The following is a 21,820-nucleotide window of genomic DNA, read 5'->3' on the forward strand; positions in this document are numbered from 1 at the left end:
ACATGGACGAGGACCCCTCGGCCACCGATGCCGACACCGAGCGGCGGTACCGCGAGATGGCTCGCAACCCGTTGCTCCCACGCAGCCAGGTCGAGGATCTGGTAGCCGAGTTCGACCGGCTGCTGGCGATCACCGCGCCGCCGTACGGCTTTCCCCGATATGCGATGTCGGAGACATCGAGGACAGCGACGTGCGCACGGCGGGGTTTGGTGAAGGGGCTGGCCGACCGCGAGGCGGGGGACCGGGCCGAGCCGCGTCGCGAGCAACTCGCCGAGCGCGTGATGGCGGCGCTGACGACGGTGACCGACTGCATCGACGGCATGCAGGCGCTGGAATCCGACAAGCTCGACGCGGAGGCCACGGCCACCGCGGACGGTTTCATCGTGCAAGCCGGCGGAGGCGTGGCGGTCGGATCCGACACCCGGGGCGCCCCGGAAAGCCAAGCGGTCGCGCGCGCCCGTCACGAGCACCGCATCGTCTCGACCGTTGCCGAGATGGACCGGCTGCAGTTGCGGACGGTCGACACCATCCGCAAGCAACTGGATGTCGGAGAGACCGGAATCCCGTGGACGCTCATGGAGTGTGCCCGCGCCGGACTGGACCTCAGCGGCAGCTTCGAGGCCAGTGCGCAGCTGCCGGACTCCCCATTGCGGGATCTGATGGAACGGCTGGCCGCCGACATGCACCGCGCCAACGCCGCCGTCCGCGGTGAAGCCCGCTAGATCATGTCGTTCTTCGTGAGCCAGCGCATCACCGGCCACCCCACGAAGACGGGCAGCCAGCACGTCAACACCCGGTAGAGCAGCACCGCGGGCACGGCGATCGCGGCAGGCAACCCGAACGCGGCCAGACCACCGATGAGGGCGGCTTCGACCGCGCCCACGCCACCGGGCGTCGGAGCCGCCGACGCCAGCGTGCCGCCGATCATCGTGACGACGGTGACGGTGACGAACGAGGTGGTCCCGCCGAACGCCTCGACGCTGGCCCACAGCGCGAGTGCGGCACCGAGAGTCGTCCCCGCCGCGCCCAACACGATCAGGCCGAGCCGCTTGGGCTCCTTGGCCAGATCGACGAGGTCGTCGGTCACCTCTTTGAGCCGCGGCCGCACGGCCGTCGCGAGCCAGTGCCGCAGCTTCGGAACCGCCAGGAACCCACCGATCAAACCGAAGGCCAGGCCCGCGATCAGGTACAGCACGGTCGCCGACGGTACGAAGTGCGACAGGTCCGCCCGGGCGCCCGCTGCGGTGGTGAACAGGATCAGCAGCAGCACATGCACGATCACCTGCACGGTCTGCTGCAGGGCCACCGCGGCCGTGGCGCGTAGCGTGCTCAGCCCGGCCTTCTGCAGGAAGCGGGTGCTCAGGGCGAGACCGCCCACGCCGGCCGGGGTTGTCGTCGCGGCAAAGGTGTTGGCCACCTGCATGATCGCCAGGTGCCGGAAGCTGACCAGTCCGTCGGCGCACGCCCACAGCGCGGCCGCGGCTCCGACGTAGGTCAGCGCCGAAACCGTCAGGCCGAGCAGCGCCCACCACCAGTTCGCGGTGCCCAGCTCGGAGAAGAACGTCGGCACGGTGCTGATGAACGGGTAGGCCACGTAGACCAGCGCGACCAGCAGCACCAGCTGGATCACCTGGTTGCGGGTGAACCGCGTGATGGTCTCGGCCTGGATCTGATCGGCGCCGGTCTGGTGCTTCACCTCGTCGCGGGCCCGGGCCATCACGGCCTTCGCATCGGGTATGGCGTCGCGCACCCGGCCCGGCACCGCGGTCTTGGTCAGCCGGCCCGACGCGGCCAGCACCGTCTCGCGGCCGAACGCTTCGATCGCCGAGCCGACCGCCGAGGGGGCGTCGTACAGCGCCGAGGTGGTCACCAGCAGCTGCGCGATGTCGGATTGCAGCTGGGTGTCGGTGGCGCCGTACTCGGCGCTGCCGAATCCGCCGAACAACACCGCGCCGTCCTCGACGGTGATCTCGCGGCTGCGCAGATCTCCGTGCGAGATCTGGTGGTCGTGCAGCATGCGCAAGGCATTCCACACCTTCTGCACGCCGACCTCTTCTGTGCACTGGTCCAGCGGGAGACCGCGTTTGGGATTGTGGGCGTACAGCGTCCAGCCGCGTTCCAGCGCCGCCACCGACATCGTCGACGTACTGGCCAGCCCGAGGTCGCCGATGGCGATGGCCATCAACGCGCGGTGTTCGACGGCGCGGCGCATCGAGGTCTGCAGTGGCGCGGTTTCGTTGGCGCGCAACCGAAACTTGCTCCACAGCTGGCGCACCGCGCCGCCGCTGCGCTGGTTGGGTCCGTAGAGCTCGACCACCGCGGTGGCGGCCGGGTCCGGCGATGCCGCGTTGAGTAGTAGCGGTCCCGCGCCTGCGGGACGCAACACCGTGAACGAGGACACCGTGAAACCGCGGTGCGCCAGTGCCCGTACGGCTCCGTCGAGCGGCACCTCCAGCGCGGGAGTGCCGACGACGAGCACCACGAGCGCGCCGACGAACCAGCCGACCGCCAAGCCCAGCAGCGTGCGGGCCGGCACCACGGCGCTGACCACCAGATGGATCGGCACGAAGGCCAGCAGCAGCGTCCACCACCAGCGGCGCAGCCGGCGCGAAAGCCACGGGCCCGACACGGTCAGCACCGCCGCGAGCATCGCGATCCAGCGCGGGTCGTCGAGGAACTGTGAGAGCTGGGTATCGAGCCGGTCGGTGAGGTCGAAATGCCATTGCGGAGCGGCGATGCCGTTGCCGGTGATCGACAGCGAGAGGATCGCGATGAGACCGGCTGCGGCGTAGGCGCCGAGCAGCTTCCACTGCCGCGAGAGGACCAGGCTGACGAGGATCACGAACGGCAGCGCCAGGATCGCGATGCCGTAGGCCAGGTACACCAGATTGGATTGGGTGGGCGTGAGAACGCCGACGATGCGGGAGATCGACCGCTCGAGCGCCACCCATTCGTAGCGCGTGATCAGTGAGCTGGTGATAACCGTCGCGAGGAACAAGGTGGCCATCGCCAGGCGCAGGATGTCGTTGGTACGCCGGGTCAGTGGTTGCAGCAGGCTGCCGGTGACGGTGATATCCCGTCCGTCAACGCGCATGTTCCCCCTTTCGCGGCTCGCGACAAAGGTAACCGGCTGCATCGTCGATACCGGTCATTGGTCGTGATGCTCGGTTGCGGTTTGCCTGCGCAGCGCGCCTCGGAGGGCTGTGAGAGGATCGGGGCATTGACGCACCGGCGTGACGAATCCGCTTGGCGCACAGCACACCGAACTCATTGGAGCCTTAGATGCGTGCCCGTCGAATACCTGAACCTCTTGTCGCCGCCGTCCTTGTCCTCGGCACTGTGCTGGCCACGCTGGCCGTTATCGGTGCGCTGTCAGGTGCCACGCGGTGGCCGACCGCGGCCGTGATCGGTGTGGGCGTCATCGTCGGCGTCTTGTTCGGGGTCGCGAGTTGGGCGGTCTCGGGCGCACGCTCTGCCGTCGTCGGACGCTGGGCGGTTGCGGTGGCCGTCGGTGCTGTGGTCGGCGAACTCGCGGCCATGGTGGTGTTCGGCGGCTCGATCGACCGGGTGCTGGCCGAGCAGGCGTCGGCCGCGCCTACCGTCACCGCGGCCGCCGCCGAGCTGGACCAGGCGCGGGCGGCCCGCAGCAAGCTCGACGACGCCGTCACGCAGGCGGCCCAGCGCCGGGACGAGGCGCTGGTGGTCGCGCGCTGTGAGTTCAACCCATCACCGCAGTGCCCGCAGGTCCGCATCACCGGAGTGCCGGGCACGGGACCCGAGACCCGCACTGCCGACGATTTCCTTGCCGACACCCAGCGGGAGCTGGATACCGCGGTCGCCGACCGGGACGGCCGCGCCGCCGGGTTGGACGCGCAGATCGCCGCCGGGGAGCAGACGCTCGCGCAGGCCCGCCAAGCGGCGACGGCCGGGGGCGTGGGAGCGCGGTGGCTCGCGATGAACAGCTACACCTTCACCCATCCCGGTGCGCTCGCGCTGCGGTTGCTGGTGGTCGGGTTCTTCGTGCTCCTGAGCGCGTTGCCGCTGATCCTGCGACTGTGGCGAGGTGAGACGACGCCGGAGCGCGCCGACGATGCCCGCGCGGAACAGGAACGCGCCGAGCTGGACGCCGAGACCGCGATCGCCGTCAAACGTGCCCAGGTGCGGGCGACCATCGACGAGATGTGGGCCGAGCAAGAGCTGACCCGTGCGCAACTGGCCATCGAGGCGCAGAACGAGATCGACCGGGAACAGCAGCGCCGCCGGGTCATCGCGGCGCTGGACGCACCTATGCCGGAGCCGCTGCAGGCGCAGGTGCCCCCGCGGCCCGTCACGGCGCACCGACCGGTCGAAGAACCGCGGCCCGAGCTGATCGAGGCGGTGCCCGCGGAGCCGGTCGCCGATCTGTACCTGCCGATCGCCGCGGCGGCCGAGGCGGCGAGCTTTGCGGCGCAGGCCGCCGAGCGAGACAACCTTCCGGTCGCGGCGCAGCCCGGAGAGCTGGATACACCCGCCGAGGCGGCTCAGCCGAAGCGTGGCCCCGCACTTCCCGGCATCCCGGCCATTCCCGTCATCCCCGATGTCACCAAGGCCGCGGTGCGCTGGCTGCGGCCGTTCGTACCGCCGATCGTCGCTGGTGCCATCGACAACGCCACCAAGCCCATCCGGCAGGTCTTCGAGGAAACCGAGGAAATCCACCTCACCGTCAAACGCACGCACAAGGTCACCGTCGAGACCGAGGCACAACCAGCTTCGGCGTCGGCAGCCACCGCCACCTCCGCCCCCTCGGCGGAGGCCTGGCCCACCCATGTCCCGAGCGGTCGCATCGAATCCCAGCGGGGTCCGGCGCTCGGTGGCGGGCACGAGCGCGGCCAGCTATCTGATTCGAGTGGCCCGCGGCAATTACCACCCGCGTAAGCCGCCCCGGAGACACATGCGCCCTCGGTGATGTAACTTCGATCGACACAGCGGCGCAGGGGGCCTGCGCCGAGAGGGAAAGCGGTGGAGACGACACCCTTTGGCCACTATCAGCTGCGAAAGCTGATCGGCCGCGGCGGTATGGGCGAGGTGTACGAGGCCTTCGACACCAACACCGATCGCATCGTCGCGCTCAAAGTACTGCCCGCGCACCTGGCCCAGGACGCCTCGTTCCAGGAACGATTCCGCAAAGAATCGCACGCCGCGGCCGGCGTCAACGATCCGCATGTGGTGCCGATCCACGGCTTCGGCGAGATCGACGGCCGGCTGTATCTGGACATGCGTCTGATCGAGGGCCGCAACCTCGGGGCCATCCTGGCCAAGGCCGATCAACCCGTGAAACCGGCGTTCGCGGTGAGCGTCGTCGAGCAGGTTGCCGACGCGCTCGACGCCGCCCACCACGCGGGCCTGATCCATCGGGACGTCAAACCGTCCAACATCCTCATCACCGATCACGACTTCGTGTATCTGATCGACTTCGGTCTCGCGCGCACGGCCGGCGAGGCAGGCATGACGACGGCCGGCAACACGCTGGGGACGCTGGCCTATATGGCGCCCGAGCGGTTCGACTCCGCGGGCAAGACCGATCCGCGGTCAGATGTCTACGCGCTGGCGTGCGTGCTCTACGAATGCCTGACGGGCGCGCGGCCCTACCCGGTCGACAGCCTGGAACAGCAGATCGCCGGGCACATGGTGCAGCCGGTGCCGCGGCCGTCGGCCACCGACCCTCGGCTCGCGGCGTTCGACGAAGTCATCGCCAAAGGCATGGCCAAGAAGCCGGCCAAGCGGTATCAGACCGCGGGTGAATTGGCGGCTGCCGCGCGCCATGCGCTCAGCGTCCCGGTCCGTACCACGGGCCGCTCCGGGCGTCATTCGGCCCAGCGGGTCAAGGCCAGGCCATGGGCTCGGTTGCCGCGAAAGGTCTTGGCCATAGCGGCCGCGACGGTCGTGGTGGCCGCCGTGGGTGCGGTCGGGGTCTGGCAGTTGCGCGGCGACCGCGGACCCGGGCTCGCCGACACGTCGTCGGCGGCCGGCCGCGTGGCTGAGCCGTCGGGCGCGGTCCCGGCGATCGCCGCGACGGTCCCACAGCAGATCCGCGACACCGGGCGGCTGGTCATCGGCGTCAACGTGCCCTACGCACCGCTGGAGTTCAAGAACTCCGGCGGTGACCTCATCGGCTTCGACGTCGACCTCATGAAAGCGATGACCCGCGTGCTCGGGTTGGTGCCCGACTTCCGGGAGACGGGGTTCGACGGCGTGCTGCCCTCGGTGCGGGACGGCAATTTCAACGTCGGGATGGCGGCCATGACCGATACCGCCGAGCGGGAACGCCAGGCCGACTTCGTCACCTATCTGAATGCGGGCACCCTGTGGGCGCAACGCACCGGATCGAGCGTGGACCCGACGGCGGCGTGCGGTCTGCGGGTGGCGGTGAAGTACGGCACGATTCAGGACACCAAAGAGCTTCCGGCCAAGAGCGACACCTGCGTGGCGGCGGGCCTCTCGCCGATCCAGAAGGTGCAGCTGACCCGTCAGGACGAGGTCACCGCCGCGCTGGTCGCCGGGGACGCCGATGCGATGACGGCGGATTCGCCGGTGACGGGGTTCGCGATCAAGCTCAGCGGCGGAGCCTTGCAGCCCGCCGGCGAGGTCTTCGATTCCGCGCCCTACGGCTGGCCCGTGGCCAAGGGCTCCGCGCTCGCCGATTCGTTACGGCAGGCCTTGGAGCAGCTCATCGCGACCGGTGAGTACCGCAATATCGTGACCAAGTGGGGGCTGGAGAAGGGCATGATCGATCACCCGAGGATCAACGGCGCCGTGCACTGACGCTCACAGCGAGTTACGGCCGCCGATGGTCTTGGCCAACTGGACGACCTGGCTGTCGGTGACGTCGGTGCCGCTGATCCGGACGTCGACGACGACGTTGTCGGCAACCAGAACCGCGCGGCGATCGCCGTACCCGGGATAGTCCGGTCGCTCGTCGTGCGTCACGTCGACGCCGTCGATTCGCCCGGGAGCGGCCATGACGTATTGATAGGACTTGCTGCTGCCGCCGTCGGTCATGGACAGCGTGTCACCGGCGCACTGTCGCCACAGCCCGACCGTCTTCGCCGCGACGGCGCGGGCCGCGGCGGGGGTGTCGAACATCGCGACCGCCTGGTCGACTTCCAAACTGTCGGTGTCGTCGGCGAACTGGGTTTCGCGGAAGTTGGTGTAACCGCTGCCCTGGTACACCGAATCCATGGCGTTGCCGATGACGGGCACGCACTCGGGGCGCGACGCACGTTCGCCGGCGTCGAGCTTGGCGGGTTGGCGCAGCGCCGTCTTCGATCGCAGGCCCGTGGTGCTCATGATGGTGTTGAGTTCGGATTCGCTGGCCAGCATGCTGCCCAGGACATCGACCTGAGGGGTGGCCACGTCGTGCACGGTGCGGGTGCACCCGGTCACCGCAAGCAATCCCGCCAGGGCCAGGGCAGCACCGGTTTTGCTCATCAGTTCACCTTTCGGGTCCGGTGCTGATCCTAGTCCCGCATCGCGACCGGTCCCGACGGCAGTTTTCCGAGTCAGACCAGTTCGGTGCCCGGGGCAGGCGGAGGCACGACACCGCACGCCGCGGCGAACTGGACCGGGTTGAGGCCGTCGGCGGAATTCATATCGCAATTCCCGAAAGGTGGTGCCCCTTCGGGCAATCCGCCGCCGAAGCCGCTGCCGTCGGTGTACTGATGGGCGACCTTGCCGGGGTACGGCGGGTTGCTGCCGTAGCTGGCGATGATGAGCCGCAGGCCGGTCGGCTTGGTGCGCCACATGGCGGTGAGGTCGTAGATGTTGCCGTAGCCGATGATCCGGGCCGGACTTTGGGCATAGTCCGCCAGGTTCCAGTACAGCTGGTTGATCCACGAGGATCCGTCGCCGGTCGGATTGCCGCCCTGTTCGACGTCGAGCATGAGCGCGACGCGGGGATGCAGCCCGCCATTGGCGTCGATCATGGACCGCACGGTGTTGGCATTGGCCTGCCAATTCGGCCGGCAGTAGGTGTAGACGATGCCGAACACCAATCTGCCGTCGTCGAGCGCCTTGCGCATCCAGGCGTAATTGGCGGCGAAATTGTGGTCACGGTAGGTGCCGTCACTGACCCGGATCGACAGCACCGCGTACGGATAGCTGTCGTCGACGACCCTCTGAAACTCCGAGACGTCGGCAAACAGGGTGTCGGTGACCGGCACGACGGCGGCGGTCAACTCCTCCTGTGGGGATTTGCGGCGGCGCGGATGCGTCGAGCGCGACTGTCGTTCGGCGGGCGACCGGCCCGAGACCATCTGTTTCGCAACTCCGCTCGTCATACTTCCGCCACTCTGCACGTGGCCCAAACCGGGCCACTACCACCAGAGTAGGTCGGAAATCCGGACGACGCACAGCGGCTAGGGGGTGGCGTCGGCCTGCCGGTTGGCGAACACGAACTGGTACACGATGCCGCCGAGAGCGCCACCGATCAGCGGTGCCAGCCAGAACGCCCACAGTTGCGCCGGGGCTCCGTTGCCGTTGAAGAACGCGACGCCGGTGGAGCGCGCCGGGTTGACCGACGTATTGCTGATCGGGATCGATACCAGGTGAATGAGGGTGAGGGACAAGCCGATTGCCAGCGGGCCGAAGCCTTTCGGTGCCCGGTCGTCGGTCGCTCCCAGGATCACGATGAGGAAGAACGCCGTCAGCACGATCTCGGCGATCAGCACCGCCGCCAACGAGTAGTGGCCGGGGGAGTGGGCGCCGTAACCGTTGGCCGCCATGTTTCCGGTTGCCGTGAAACCGGGCTGGCCCTTGGCGATGACGAGAAGCAGCAGGCCGGCGATCAGGCCGCCGACAACCTGCGCGATCCAGTAGCCGGGCAGGTCTTTCCACGGCAGCCGACCGCCGACCGCAGCACCTAGGGTGACCGCGGGGTTGAAGTGACCACCCGAGATGTGGCCGACGGCGTACGCCATGGTCACCACGGTGAGCCCGAAAGCCAGTGCCACGCCGAGAAATCCGATACCCACCTGATAGACGTTGTTGCCGTCGGCATCCTGGGCGATCTGTTTGGCGGCGAAAATCGCACTGCCACAGCCACCGAAAACCAACCAGAACGTTCCGAAGAGTTCAGCCCCGAGTTTTGAGACGAGTGAGCCGTTCACCTGCTGTCCCCCTGTTCAATGAATGACCATTGACGAAAGGGTAAGACCGCGAACGAAATTTCCAATGCATGTTTATTATTTCGTTGCCGTACGTTGACTTTCAATTTCGATTGCTATTTTCACGGCTCGTCGCCGTCGGTGATTGCGTTGGGCGCCAATCCGTTTGCAGACATGAATTGCAGCAACGCATTGATCGCGACTTTCGCCGCGGTCAACTGGGTGACTCGCGCCGACTTGGGATCGTTGAACGGCTCGAGCCGGTTGATCACCGCCGAGACCTGGCTTTCGAAGTCGGTGACCTGATACCAGAGCCGGCTGTCGTAGCCGAGATCCAGTAGTTTGCGGGCATGCTCGGCGGCCACCCGCATCATGAGTTTGTCGAGATTCGGTGTGGCTTCGGCAGTTCCGTGCCCGCTGGCCAGCGCCGCCGCTGTCGTCGCGGCGCCGGTGCCTGCCAGACCGCTCACCATCGCCAGCCCGCCCACCATGCCGCCCGGACCGAATGCGGCCAGTCCGCCCGCGACCGCGGCCGCACCGAACGCACCGGCCGGGGCGGCCACGGCCAACCCGACCGGTCCGGCCGCGATCAGTGCCACACCGGCCGCGGCGGTGAGCACCCGGCCCCACGGCACCCCGCTCTTACCGCTGACAGCGGCCTGTACATCTTTGATCGCGGTGGCCACGGTCTTGCCGACGTCGCGGCGGAAGCCGAGCGCCTCGGCGATGTCCTCCAGTGCCTTGATCGGGGCGTCACCGGTGTCGATCTCGTAGGGCGTGACGCAGTTGGTCAGGGCCAGCACCACGAGTTCGCCGATCGCCTCGTGCAGTTCCCACCGGTGCGGCAGGGTCGGCAGACTACCGGCGATGATTTCCTGCAGTTCCGGGGCGAGCAGCTGCCCGCCGGCGGCCTGCTGGGCGAGCTGGGCGGCCAGGTCGTCGCGCAGGATCTGCAGTGTCGCGCGATACCGGTCGGCCCGCTCGGAATCCTTGATATGGCGCGCGACGGCCTCGCCGAAATGCTGCACGAGCAGTGCCGAGGCCTCGGCTTCGCTCATCCGCACCGCGATGTCGGTGCCCGTCGGGGCGGCCGGCTCGACCGGCGGGTACAACGCGTCGGCGATGAGCCCGGCGACCGCCGGATCACCCAGATAGGTGTCGGCCTGGTGCCCGCGCACGGTCAGCATGAAGTCCTGTGCGCCGGGAAATGTCGACGCCAAACCCCTTCCGCCGGTGACGATGTCACGCACGTTGAGGAAGTTCGACCAGTCGTCGACGCGGCTGTAGGGGAACCGCTTGAGCAGCCGCTCGCTGCCCTCGTGCAGGGCGCGGATGCCGGCCGGGCTGCCGATCGTGATGAACCGCCGCACATGTAACTGCTCGGGCAGGTGGTCGAGCAGGTCGATGGCGATGACGCTGCCGAGGCTGTGCCCGATCAGCACGACCTCGCCGTCGTCGGGCAGTGCGTTGATGATCCGCAGCATGATCGCGGCGCGCAGCCCGTCATTGCCGATGTAGCGACGAACCTGGTCGAGGTCGTACATGGACAGGTAGTCGACGACGGCGCCGGGTGCGGCGTTCCAGACCGGGTCGGGAATCAGGTTGAACCCGTAGGTGCGCACCCCGAACTCCTGGCGCAGCAGGCGCTGCACGCGGGCCTGGCGGCGCTCGAACTCGCGGCGTGCCAGCGCGTCGTCCTTGGCCTTGTAGGTGATGGCCGGGAGCTTGGCGGAGATGCCGTCGGTCTTGAGCAGGTCGGCGTAGCGCGGTGCGAGCACGTCGGCGCGGTCGACGGGCTCGAACCCGGCCTGGGTGAGGCCCCGGTTGAGCCCGTCGAGCCAGTCGTAGTCGCGGTTTCCGTCTCCGATGCCGTGCAGGAAGACGACGTGCATTGTTCAGCTCCTGATCGCGGGTGGTGTCGCCACCACGTTAGTGATCGGTAAGGGGCAGGCGCTGGCTACGATCAACCAACTCTGACGGCTGAGGAGAGCGATATGGCGCGGATGGATGTGACGGGTCTGCTCGCGGCGGCGGCTGCAGCATGTGTTGTGCTGGCCGGTTGCGGCAGCCACGATTCCGCGGGCGCGCCCAGCTCGACGCCCGGGCCCGCCGGCCCGGAGCGGGTGGTGCTGAAACCTGTTGACGCCAAAGGCAACCTCCAGAACGGGTGGTCGCAGGACGAGAGCCACCGCGACACCCCGGTCGACTGCTGGGGCACGTCGCCCTATGACGTCGGCACCGGGATCCGCTGGTGCGGCGGCACTGCCGATTCGGGCGATGCCTGCTGGCCGACCGAGAACGGTGCGGCGGTGCTGTGTCTGGCCGATCCGTTCAGCACCACGCTCTATCTGCGCAACGCCACGGGGCTGGGCGATCCGAGCGAGCCGCGCAGCGGCGACGCCGTCCCGATGGCGCTGGCGCTCGACGACGGGACCCAGTGCCGCGCCGTGATCGGCGGAGCCTGGGGCCAGCGCGGCGCCCCGGCCTATACATGCGGCAAAGGGCCCGAGCTGATCGGGATCTGGGGCACGTCGCCCGACGACGCGTCCGGAATTCACCGCGGTCCCGACGGCTGGACCGTCGAGGTTGGCACCGAGACAGGCACGCCGACCAAGCACACCGTCGCCAAGGCCTATTACGTCGGCACGGCCTAGGCACCTCCTCCCGCGCCAGCACTTCTCTCGCGCCAGCACTTCTCTCGCGAGCAGTCACTGAGGTACCCCGACACGCCGCAGTTCCCGGACCTCTGTGTCTGCTCGCCCGACTTCCCCCGATCGGGGGACAGCAGGTTCATCTGATGCGTGGGCCGGTCGGTCGATACTGACGTGTGTCGCAGTGGGGCATTCTTTTCTCAACACCGGATCACACCGGATGAGAACTTCAAAAGCTCACTGAGACAAAGGATCTGATCATGAGCATCTCCTGCCGCATCGCCGCCGGATACGCCGCTGGTGTCACTCTCGTCGCCGCTCCGGTCCTCATCTTCCTCGGTGCCGCCTCGGCCCGCGCCGATGTCTCGCCCGTCAACACCGGACCGTCGGTGAGCCACCACGAGGCGTTCCCGGGCCAGCAGAACTTCCCGCAGCCCGGCACCGCGGTGCATCACCACCACCAGAACAACCACGCCTGATCGGCGTTGCCCGAGGAGCCCGGACATTGTCCGGGCTCTTCACTTGTGTGGGCACCCTTGAGCAGGTCCGCTGCGGGCCATCCTTAGACATTCGCACAAACTTCCCAGGTGAGGATGTGCCTCGATGCGGCTGGCGCGTTGTCACGCCGATCGTCACGATTGGGCCACTTCAGCCTCAAGGAGAAACAATGGCCCTTGGCAGCCCAGAGAGCGTCGCCGACGATCCGGTGACGCCGTCGCGCGCGACCGGTCACGATGTCCTGAACCGCGGCTTCGGCTTCCGAGCCGCGTTGTCCCTCGCGTTCGCCGACATCTCGCCGATCGTGGCGCTGTACGCGATCTTCGCCCTCGGCCTGTTCGCGGCAGGGCCCCGGTTCTTCTGGGCCTTCCCGATCGTGCTGTGCGGCCAGTTGCTCGTCGCGCTGGTCTTCGGTGAACTGGCCTCGCGTTTTCCGTACGCGGGCAGCGTCTACCAGTGGGCGCGGCACGCCAAGGGCACAACCTGGGGCTGGACGGCGGCATGGGCCTACATCTGGGGGCTCACCCTGACCCTCTCCACGATGGCCTACGCCGCCGCGGGATTCATCCTCGAAGTGTTCGGAGTCGAGTCGCCCAGCCGCTGGCTCCTTGCCGCGGTCTCGATCGGCGTCATCTGCTTCACCACGGCCGCCAACATGATCGGCCGCCAGGTCCTCAAGGTCATGATCGTCGCGAGCATCATCTGCGAGATCGTCGGCTCGGTCGGGCTGGGCACCGTGCTGTTGCTGTTCCATCGCGTCAACCCGGTGTCGACGCTTTTCCAAGGTCTCCCGGATAGCTCCGGAAGCACGTTGAGCACCATGCTCATCGCGGTCGCCTTTGTGGGCTGGGCGTTCCTGGGGTTCGAGTCGGCAGGGTCGATCGCCGAGGAGGTCGAAAACCCGGAACGCAACGTGCCGAAGGCCATCGTCTTCGCCCTGCTCCTGGTCGGCATCATCGTGATGTACTCCGCGGCCGCCGTCATCCTCGCGATCCCCGATCTGTCGGCGGTGCTCAGCGAGCAGAGTGACGACCCGGTGTCGGCAACCCTGACGGCGCAGCTGGGTTCCTCGATCGCCAAGCCGCTGCTGCTGATGTTTGTCATCGGCTTCATGTCGGCATGCCTGGCGGTGCAGTCGGCGGTGTCGCGGGCGGTGTACGGGATGGCGCGTGACCGCGCTCTTCCCGGCGCGGCGTTCCTGTCGAAGCTGGGTGGTCCCGAGCGGATGCCGATCCGGGCGATCGGGCTGACCGCGGTGGTCGCCGCGTTCTTCCTGTTGTTCGCCGGCTCCGACCTGTACAACGTGCTGGTCAACTTCTCGGTGATGGGTCCCTACATCGCGTTTGCCGTCCCGGTCTTCGCCGCCGCACTCACCCGGCTCGCCGGGCGCTGGGTTCCCGGGGCGTTCACGCTGGGACGCTGGGGTGCTCCGGTGACGTACGCGGCCGCCGCATGGCTGGCCTTCGAGGTGCTCAACGTGTTGTGGCCGCGCACGCAGCCCGGGCAGCCGTGGTTTGTCAACTGGAGCATGGTGATCTCCCTGGTGAGCCTGGGCATTCTCGGCGTGGCCGTGTACGTGAAGTGCCGCGACCGCATCACGGTCCCGGTCGGGGAACGCGTCGACACCGTTGGGGCCGACGAGCCATAGGCCCCTGCGGCGAATCCGAGGAGATCCCCAGCATCGCGTGCCAGGCTGGGGCCATGGCTGCCAATCACAATCCACGCCGTCTGCGTGCCGACCTCGTGCTGTCCGGTGGCGGCGTCAAGGGCATCGGGCTGGTGGGTGCCGCCGTCGCGCTGAAAGACGCGGGATATGAGCTCCAGCGGATATCGGGCACGTCGGCGGGTTCGCTGGTCGGCGCGGTCGTGGCTGCGGCGGCGCAGGGCGATCAGCTGACCAGCGAGCAGCTGCGGGAGCTGGCGCTGAGCGTGCCCTACCGGAAGTTCCGGGACAGCGGGCCCATCGAACGCATCCCGATTCTGGGCCCGGCCTGGGGGCTGCTGCGTGAGACCGGGATCTACCGCGGGGATTTCGCGCATTCCTGGATGCGCACCGAGCTGAAGAACCTGGGCGTCAGCACCTTTGGCGACTTGGCCATCGACGACGACCAACTGCCGCCGGACCGGCGCTACCGCCTGGTGGTCACCGCCACCGATCTGACATCGGGCCAATTGGTGCGGCTGCCTTGGGATTACCGGCGGCTCTACGGTCTGGATCCGGATGAGCAGTTGGTGGCCGATGCGGTGCGCGCTTCGATGGCAATCCCGTTCCTGTTCCAGCCGGTCACCCTCGAAGGGGTCGGCGGGGAGCAGTACACCCTCGTCGACGGGGGAGTGCTGTCCAATTTCCCCATCGACTCCTTCGACCGGCCCGACGGCAAGGTGCCGCGGTGGCCCACGTTCGGCGCGACCGTGATTCCCTACCTGCCCGCGCCGACCATCGAGCAGTTGATTCCCGGGCTGGCGCCTCTGCACGGACCGCCGCTGCTGGAGAGCTTGATCACCACGATGCTGGTCGGCCACGACCAGACCTACCTCAATCAACCGTGGGTGAAGGTGCGGGCGATCCAGGTGGATTCCACTGCCACCGGGGTGCTCGACTTCGACATCACCCGCGACGAAGCCGAGGTGCTCTACGACAACGGGTACCAGGCCACCACCGACTTCCTGGCCACCTGGAACTGGCCGGCCTACATCGAGCGCTTTCGCGCGGACCATCCGGTGAGCTGATCCGCGATGCGGCGGGTGTTGGGGGCCATGGTCGTGCTGGGCGTGATCGTTGCGCTGCAAGCGGGTTGCGCGACGGCGCACACGTCGGCGCCGCCGGCGCCCATTCCCTCGACCCCGCCGATGGGATGGAACTCGTGGAACTCCGGCATCGCGCTCACGGAGAAGAACATCGACGAGACCATCGATGCGATGGTCTCGTCCGGGATGCGTGAGGCCGGCTACCGCTACGTCAACATCGACGCGGGTTGGGCTGCGCCGCAACGGGATTCCAACGGCGAGTTGCAGGCAGACCCGACGCGGTTTCCCGACGGCATGGCTGCGGTGGCCCGGCACGCTCACGACCGCGGCATGCTGCTCGGGCTCTACGCCAGCCCGTTCGACGAGCGGTGCAGCGCCCAGCCCGCACTCGCCAGCGTGGGGCATGAGGACACCGACGCGCACGAGTTCGCCGACTGGGGTGTGGACTACCTGAAGTACGACTGGTGCCGTGACGAGGCCGACCACACGCACCAGGTGAAGGTGTTCACCGCGATGCGGGACGCGTTGCGCGCCACCGGTCGTCCGATCCTGTACAGCATCAACCCCAACAGCTCCGACGATCCGACCGCGGGCTCACGCTATGACTGGTCCGATGTCGCCGACATGGCCCGCACCACAACTGATCTGGTGCCGGTGTGGAGAGACACCATGCCCCCGCTCGGGCCGGCGGATCCGTTCGGCGACCACGCCTTCCGCGGCACACCTGACCAATTTGCTGCTGCCGCAAAGGTTGTCGGGCCGAGCAAGCGCGGGTACTGGACCGATCCCGACGCTCTCGTCGTCGGCGTGAGCTGGAGCGATTTCGTCGCACACCACCTACCGTCGGTCCGCAACCATCTGAAGGTCAGCCCGACGGAGATGCCCGACGCTCAGCTCAGCCAGCTTCTGCTCAGGCAACCCGACATGACTGCCGACGAACAGCGGGCGAACCTGTCGCTGTGGGCCATGCTGTCGGCACCGCTGATCGCCGGCAACGATGTCCGGTCGATCGATACCCAGACGCGGGACATTCTCATCAACCCCGACGTGATCGCGATCGACCAGGATCCCTCGGTCGGTCCCGCACGGCCGATGGCCGATCCCCGGGTCCTGGTCAAGCCGCTCTCCGACGGCACAGTGGCTGTCGCGCTGTACAACTCGGCCGACACACCGCAGCTCATCTCCACGACGGCCGTGCAGATCGGGATGGGCCCGGCAACCTGCTACGCGGTACGAGATCTGTGGGCCCGCACCAAGACCCACACCCTGGATGTCATCGGCCGCGAGCCGGTACCCCCGCACACGGTGACGCTGCTCAAGGTCAGTCCGGGGTGTCGGTAGACGTCTCGGCAGATATCTCCTCGACGGGGACGGGACGCAGCAGCGCCCACACGATGAATGTCGCCGCCACGGCGATCAGCACCAGGCCCACCCACCAGTTGGCGCTGGTACCGACGTACAGGTCGACCGTGTTGTGCGCGGTGGATGGCTGGTGCGGACCGAGAATCGTGGGCGCGAGCCCGGCGATGGTCAGGAGCACGCCGAAGATGCCCAGCAGCGCACCCACGATATTGCGGATGTCGAACAGACGCGTAAACACCGGCACCTCCTAATGGAACACGATGTTGAGGACGACGACGCAGGCCAACATCACGCCGGCCAGCGGAACGGGCTTGAGGTACCACGGTTTTCCGGCATCCTCGGGATCGCCGAACAGCTTCACCGGGGTCTGTGAGTACACCAGCCCGGTGAGCTCCGCCTCCGGTTTGGGTGCGGTCACCAAACTGACCACGACGCTGACGATGATGTCGACGACGAACGCGGCGCTGGCGGCCAGGAACGGCATGCCCTGCCCCGGCAAGTCGATTACGCCCGCCTTGGACAGCGCGAAAACGGTGATGGCGGACAGTGTCCCGGCCACCAGGCCGGTCCAGCCGGCGGTGGCGGTCATCCGCTTCCAGAACATGCCGAGGATGAACGTCGCGAACAGTGGCGCGTTGAAGAAGCCGAACAGCGTCTGCAGGTAGTCCATCAGGTTGGAGTAACCCGAGGCGATCAGCGCGGTGAAGATCGCCAGCACCGTCGCGGCGATCGTCGCGAACCGGCCGACCTGGATGTAGTAGTGGTCGGGGCGATCTTTGACGATGTACTGCTGCCAGATGTCGTAGCTGAACACCGTGTTGAACGCCGAGACGTTGGCGGCCATACCGGCCATGAACGACGCGATCAGGCCCGTGACGGCCACCCCGAGCAGACCGTTGGGCAGGATGTCGCGGACCATGAGCAGGATGGCGTCGTTGTAGGTGACCTGGCCGCTGCCCGTGGACTTCAGCTGCATCACGTCGCCGATGGTGGCTGCGGCGATCATGCCGGGAAGCACCACCACGAACGGGATGAGCATCTTCGGGAACGAGCCGATGATCGGCGCGCGGCGCGCCGCCGACATCGAGCTGGACGCCATGGCGCGTTGCACCTCGACGAAGTTGGTGGTCCAGTAGCCGAAGGACAGCACGAACCCGAGGCCGAACACGATGCCGATCACCGACCACACGGGGCTGGTGAAACCGCTGAGCGCCTGGCCGGGCCAGGTGGTGAGCTGCTCGTGGGTGGTGGCCGTCACCGAGCCGTCGGCTTTGACGGTGTTGATCACCTTGTCCCGCAGACCGTTCCAGCCACCGACCTTGATGAGCCCGAAGATCGTCAGCGGTACGAGTGCGGCGAGGATGACGAAGAACTGCAGAACTTCGTTGTAGATCGCCGCCGACAGACCGCCCAGTGCGGTGTAGGTCAGCACGATCGCCGCGGCGACGATCAGCGAAACCCATTGCGACCAACCGAGCAACGCGTTGATCACCGTCGCCAGCAGGAACAGGTTCACCCCGGCGATCAGCACCTGCGCAACGGCAAAGCTGATGGCGTTCACCAGGTGAGCGCCGGGGCCGAAGCGTCGGCGCATGAATTCCGGGACGCTTCGCACCTTGGAGCCGTAGTAGAACGGCATCATGATCACGCCGAGGAACAGCATCGCCGGGACGGCGCCGATCCAGTAGTAATGCATTGTGGCCAGGCCGATTTGGGCGCCGTTGGCCGACATGCCCATGATCTCGACCGCGCCCAGATTCGCCGACACGAACGCGATGCCGGTGACCCAGGCGGGTAGCCGGCGGCCGGACAGGAAGAAATCGAGGCTGGACGTGATCTGGCTGCGCGCCAGAAGGCCGATGCCGAGCACGAATACGAAATAGATCGCGATCAGCGCATAGTCGAGTATGCCGACGTTCAAGTGCAGGACGTTGGTATCCGTTTTCGCTCCTTCGTCCAGAGGTCAGGAAAGATACTAGTGTTCCGAAGTGTGACGGAGCCGACACATTGGAAACTGGCCGACGGTCGCGACCTGTTTTTCTTCGCGCTGCCAGGCCATGTGCCCGCCCCGGTGCCCGATCAACGGCCGCTCGGCCCGGGCGGGTCGCATCCGACCGAACTGCGGTTCGACCGGACGACCGGGCAGTGGGTGATCATCGCGGCCGCTCGGCAGGACCGCACCTACAAGCCGCCGCCAGACCAGTGCCCGCTGTGCCCCGGGCCGACGGGCGAGACCAGTGAGATCCCCGCGCCGGACTACGACGTGGTGGTGTTCGAGAACCGCTTCCCGAGCCTGGCGGGGGAGGGTGTGGTGGGGCCACCGGAAACTGCCGGCTTCGTCGCGGCACCCGGCTACGGTCGCTGCGAGGTGATCTGCTTTACCAGCAACCACACAGGATCGTTCGGAGCGCTCCCCCTCCCGCACGCCCGGCTGGTGGTCGACGCGTGGCGGCACCGCACCGCCGACCTTCTCAAGCGGACCGGTGTGGAGCAGGTCTTCTGCTTCGAGAACCGCGGCGAGGAGATCGGCGTGACGCTGACCCACCCGCACGGCCAGATCTACGCCTACCCATACCTGACGCCGCGCACGGAGGTCATGTTGCGCCAAGCCGCCGAGTTCCGGGAGATTCACGGCGGCAACCTCTTTGAGTCGCTGCTGGCCGCCGAGCAAGCCAACGGCCAGCGGCTGGTGGCGCAGAACGACCTGTTCACCGCATTCGTGCCGTTCGCGGCCCGCTGGCCCGTCGAGGTACACATCTACCCGAACCGCTTGGTGCCCAACGTCGTTGAACTTTCCACCGCGGAGTGCGACGCGCTGGCCTCAATCTACCTCGACGTGTTGGGCCGTTTCGACCGCATGTACTCGGCGCCGTTGCCGTACATATCGGCGCTGCACCAGTATTCGGGCGCCGGTGTGCAGGGCGACGGCTACTTTCACATCGAGCTGATGTCCATTCGCCGCAGCGCCACCAAGCTGAAATATCTGGCCGGTTCCGAATCGGCCATGGATGCGTTCATCGGTGACGTGACGCCCGAGAGCGTGGCGCAGCGGCTGCGGGAACTGGCATGACCGTCCGATACTCCGCGCCGGGCCGGGTGAACCTCATCGGCGAACACACCGACTACAACCTGGGATTCGCATTGCCGATCGCGTTGCCGCAGCGCACATCGGTGGTGTTCGACCCGGATACCTCTGACGTGCTGGAGGTTTCGAGCGCGCTGGGCGACGGGTCGGTGCGGGTTCCGCTCGCGACGATGCCCGGCGGCGTGACGGACTGGGCCGGTTATGTCGCCGGGGTCGTGTGGGCGCTGCGCTGCGCCGGGCATGCGGTACCGGGCGGGACGATGACGATCACCAGCGACGTCGAGGTGGGCTCGGGGCTGTCGTCGTCGGCGGCCTTGGAATGCGCGGTCCTCGGTGCCCTCCTCACGTCAGCGGGCATCGAACTCGACCGCATCAACCAGGCCCGCCTTGCCCAGCGCGCCGAGAACGAGTACGTCGGCGCGCCCACAGGTCTACTCGACCAGCTGGCCTCCCTGTTCGGGGAACCCGCGCAGGCCATGCTCATCGACTTTCGTGACGTCACCGTTCAGTCGGTGCCGTTCGACCCTGAATCGTCCGGCACGGCGCTGCTGTTGATCGACTCGCACGCCCGGCACGCGCACGCCGGCGGCGAGTACGCGGCCCGGCGCGCATCGTGTGAACGCGCAGCGTCCGCTCTCGGTGTGGCGTCGCTGCGTGAGGTCTCCACGACGTCGGCGCTCGAGGTCGTCAAAGATCCCGTCGATGCCCGGCGGGCGCGTCACATCGTCACCGAAAACCAGCGTGTGCTCGATTGCGTTGCGGCGCTGGCTACTTCGGACTTCACCGCAGCCGGTGCGCTGTGGACCGCATCGCATGCGTCGATGCGCGACGACTTCGAGATCACCACGCCGCACCTCGACCTCATCGCGGCGACCGCCGTGCAGGCGGGCGCGTTCGGTGCACGGATGACCGGTGGCGGCTTCGGCGGCTGCGTCATCGCGCTCGTACCCGACGAGCGGGCCGACGCCGTCGGCGACGCGGTGCGCCGGGCTGTCGCCGCTGCGGGCTATCAAGACCCGACGATCACCAGAACCCACGCGGGAAATGGGGCGGGGCTCGGCGTTTAGTGCCCAGATTCCCGGGGTAGCCGAGCGCCCAGGGCTTGCGCGGGTGCGCCGATCAAGCCGACGGAACCAGCGGACGGGGAATTGCTGTGAAAGCGGTAACGTGGCACGGGCGACGCGATGTACGGGTGGACACCGTCGCGGATCCGAAAATCGAAAAACCGGATGACGCGATCATCGAAGTCACCTCCACCAACATCTGCGGCAGCGACCTGCACCTGTACGAAGTGCTCGGCGCCTTCATGCACGAGGGCGACATCCTCGGCCACGAGGCCATGGGCATCGTACGAGAGGTGGGCTCGTCCGTCGGTGACCTGGCCGTCGGCGACCGGGTGGTCGTCCCGTTCCAGATCTCCTGCGGCCACTGTTACATGTGCGACCGGCAGTTCTACACGCAGTGCGAGACCACGCAGGTACGCGAGCAGGGCAAAGGCGCGGCTCTGTTCGGCTACTCGGAGCTCTACGGCGAGGTGCCCGGCGGTCAGGCGGAGTACCTGCGGGTGCCCCAGGCCCAGTTCACGCACATCAAAGTGCCCGAGGGACCGCCCGACTCGCGGTTCGTCTATCTGTCCGACGTGCTGCCGACCGCCTGGCAGGCGGTCGCCTACGCCGACATCCCCGACGGCGGGTCCGTCACCGTCCTGGGGCTGGGCCCGATCGGGGACATGTCGGCGCGCATCGCCAGTCACCTCGGCTACCGGGTCATCGCAGTCGACCGGGTGCCCGAGCGGCTGCTGCGCGCGGAGGCCCGCGGGATCACCACGGTCGACCTCGACGGCCTCGACCGCTCGCTGGGCGATGAGATCCGGTCGATGACCGGCGGCCGCGGCACGGATTCGGTGATCGATGCGGTGGGGATGGAGTCGCATGGTTCACCGGTCGCGCAGGCCATGCAGCGGGTGACGGCGGCGTTGCCGGACATGATCGCGAAACCCATGATGCAGGTGGCCGGACTCGACCGGCTCGACGCGTTGTACTCGGCGATCGACATCGTGCGGCGCGGTGGCACCATATCGCTCATCGGGGTGTACGGCGGCAGCGCCGATCCGCTGCCCATGTTGACGCTGTTCGACAAGCAGGTGCAACTCCGGATGGGGCAGGCCAACGTCAAGAAGTGGGTCGACGACATCATGCCGCTGCTCACCGACGACGATCCGCTGGGTGTCGACACCTTCGCAAGCCATGTTCTGCCGCTCGACGACGCGCCGCGGGCCTACGAGCTGTTCCAGAAAAAGCAGGACGGTGCGGTCAAGATGATGCTGAAGCCCTGAC

The 21,820-nt window shown here is 67.5% G+C and carries 18 protein-coding genes; 11 read left to right on the top strand and 7 right to left on the bottom strand.

From position 1 onward, the window contains the following. Positions 1-2 precede the first annotated feature (2 nt). The gene (locus tag RMCB_RS13850; RefSeq protein ID WP_131805523.1) at positions 3-722 is read left to right on the top strand and encodes a hypothetical protein; all 720 of its coding nucleotides are present in this window, start codon (positions 3-5) and stop codon (positions 720-722) included. On the opposite strand, the gene RMCB_RS13855 is transcribed toward RMCB_RS13850, so the two are convergent. Then, positions 719-3,094 (bottom strand): lysylphosphatidylglycerol synthase transmembrane domain-containing protein, encoded by a 2,376-nt coding sequence (locus RMCB_RS13855; RefSeq protein ID WP_062829217.1) that lies wholly within the window; start codon positions 3,092-3,094, stop codon positions 719-721. The two genes, RMCB_RS13850 and RMCB_RS13855, sit on opposite strands and share 4 nt — an antisense overlap. A gap of 188 nt (positions 3,095-3,282) precedes the next feature. On the opposite strand from RMCB_RS13855, the gene RMCB_RS13860 reads away from it, so the two are divergent. Beyond that, positions 3,283-4,914 (top strand): DUF4407 domain-containing protein, encoded by a 1,632-nt coding sequence (locus RMCB_RS13860; protein ID WP_084388462.1) that lies wholly within the window; start codon positions 3,283-3,285, stop codon positions 4,912-4,914. A gap of 84 nt (positions 4,915-4,998) precedes the next feature. Further along, positions 4,999-6,801: a serine/threonine protein kinase StpK7 gene (gene stpK7, locus RMCB_RS13865; protein ID WP_062829219.1), complete on the top strand. Its 1,803-nt coding sequence runs from the start codon at positions 4,999-5,001 to the stop codon at positions 6,799-6,801. A gap of 3 nt (positions 6,802-6,804) precedes the next feature. Here stpK7 and RMCB_RS13870 read toward each other — a convergent pair whose 3' ends face one another. The 4 genes from RMCB_RS13870 to RMCB_RS13885 all read right to left on the bottom strand — a co-directional run bounded on the left by RMCB_RS13870 (position 6,805) and on the right by RMCB_RS13885 (position 11,032). Beyond that, on the bottom strand, positions 6,805-7,467 hold the full coding sequence (locus RMCB_RS13870; protein ID WP_062829220.1) for a sensor domain-containing protein: 663 nt from the start codon (positions 7,465-7,467) through the stop codon (positions 6,805-6,807). Between the two features lie 71 nt (positions 7,468-7,538). Then, positions 7,539-8,315: a glycoside hydrolase family 25 domain-containing protein gene (locus RMCB_RS13875; protein WP_234792096.1), complete on the bottom strand. Its 777-nt coding sequence runs from the start codon at positions 8,313-8,315 to the stop codon at positions 7,539-7,541. A 78-nt stretch (positions 8,316-8,393) separates the two neighbouring features. After that, positions 8,394-9,143, bottom strand: a complete 750-nt coding sequence (aqpZ, locus tag RMCB_RS13880) for an aquaporin Z (protein ID WP_062829221.1) — start codon at positions 9,141-9,143, stop codon at positions 8,394-8,396. Between the two features lie 119 nt (positions 9,144-9,262). Next, positions 9,263-11,032, bottom strand: a complete 1,770-nt coding sequence (locus RMCB_RS13885; protein ID WP_062829222.1) for a lipase family protein — start codon at positions 11,030-11,032, stop codon at positions 9,263-9,265. Between the two features lie 102 nt (positions 11,033-11,134). Here RMCB_RS13885 and RMCB_RS13890 point away from each other — a divergent pair, with 102 nt between their 5' ends. From RMCB_RS13890 to RMCB_RS13910, 5 genes are all read left to right on the top strand, one after another. Continuing rightward, positions 11,135-11,794: a hypothetical protein gene (locus RMCB_RS13890; RefSeq protein ID WP_131805524.1), complete on the top strand. Its 660-nt coding sequence runs from the start codon at positions 11,135-11,137 to the stop codon at positions 11,792-11,794. A 257-nt stretch (positions 11,795-12,051) separates the two neighbouring features. Further along, positions 12,052-12,270 (top strand): hypothetical protein, encoded by a 219-nt coding sequence (locus RMCB_RS13895; protein ID WP_062829224.1) that lies wholly within the window; start codon positions 12,052-12,054, stop codon positions 12,268-12,270. A 188-nt stretch (positions 12,271-12,458) separates the two neighbouring features. Then, entirely contained in the window at positions 12,459-13,937 is a 1,479-nt protein-coding gene (locus tag RMCB_RS13900) for an amino acid permease (protein WP_062829225.1), read from the top strand. Between the two features lie 53 nt (positions 13,938-13,990). Further along, positions 13,991-15,019 (top strand): patatin-like phospholipase family protein, encoded by a 1,029-nt coding sequence (locus RMCB_RS13905; protein ID WP_062829226.1) that lies wholly within the window; start codon positions 13,991-13,993, stop codon positions 15,017-15,019. Between the two features lie 6 nt (positions 15,020-15,025). Continuing rightward, positions 15,026-16,378 (top strand): glycoside hydrolase family 27 protein, encoded by a 1,353-nt coding sequence (locus tag RMCB_RS13910; protein WP_062829227.1) that lies wholly within the window; start codon positions 15,026-15,028, stop codon positions 16,376-16,378. Here the strand turns inward: RMCB_RS13910 and RMCB_RS13915 are convergent. Both RMCB_RS13915 and RMCB_RS13920 read right to left on the bottom strand, forming a co-directional pair. Then, the gene (locus RMCB_RS13915; protein ID WP_234792098.1) at positions 16,359-16,637 is read right to left on the bottom strand and encodes an Asp23/Gls24 family envelope stress response protein; all 279 of its coding nucleotides are present in this window, start codon (positions 16,635-16,637) and stop codon (positions 16,359-16,361) included. The genes RMCB_RS13910 and RMCB_RS13915 overlap by 20 nt on opposite strands. Positions 16,638-16,646: 9 nt before the next feature. After that, positions 16,647-18,359 carry a sodium:solute symporter family protein gene (locus tag RMCB_RS13920; RefSeq protein WP_062829229.1) on the bottom strand — a complete coding sequence of 571 codons (1,713 nt, stop codon included), beginning with the start codon at positions 18,357-18,359 and terminating at the stop codon, positions 16,647-16,649. A 30-nt stretch (positions 18,360-18,389) separates the two neighbouring features. Here RMCB_RS13920 and galT point away from each other — a divergent pair, with 30 nt between their 5' ends. The 3 genes from galT (at position 18,390) to RMCB_RS13935 (ending at position 21,819) form a co-directional block, all read left to right on the top strand. Further along, complete coding sequence (gene galT / locus RMCB_RS13925; protein ID WP_201028291.1) at positions 18,390-19,469, top strand: galactose-1-phosphate uridylyltransferase; 1,080 nt, start codon at positions 18,390-18,392, stop codon at positions 19,467-19,469. Next, positions 19,466-20,551 (top strand): galactokinase, encoded by a 1,086-nt coding sequence (locus RMCB_RS13930; RefSeq protein ID WP_062829231.1) that lies wholly within the window; start codon positions 19,466-19,468, stop codon positions 20,549-20,551. Before galT ends, RMCB_RS13930 begins: the two co-directional genes overlap by 4 nt. A gap of 86 nt (positions 20,552-20,637) precedes the next feature. Further along, a complete protein-coding gene (locus RMCB_RS13935) occupies positions 20,638-21,819 on the top strand; it encodes a zinc-dependent alcohol dehydrogenase (RefSeq protein WP_062829232.1) in 1,182 nt (393 codons plus the stop codon). Position 21,820 lies beyond the last annotated feature (1 nt).

This window comes from Mycolicibacterium brisbanense (genome assembly GCF_001570425.1).
Lineage (GTDB): Bacteria > Actinomycetota > Actinomycetes > Mycobacteriales > Mycobacteriaceae > Mycobacterium > Mycobacterium brisbanense.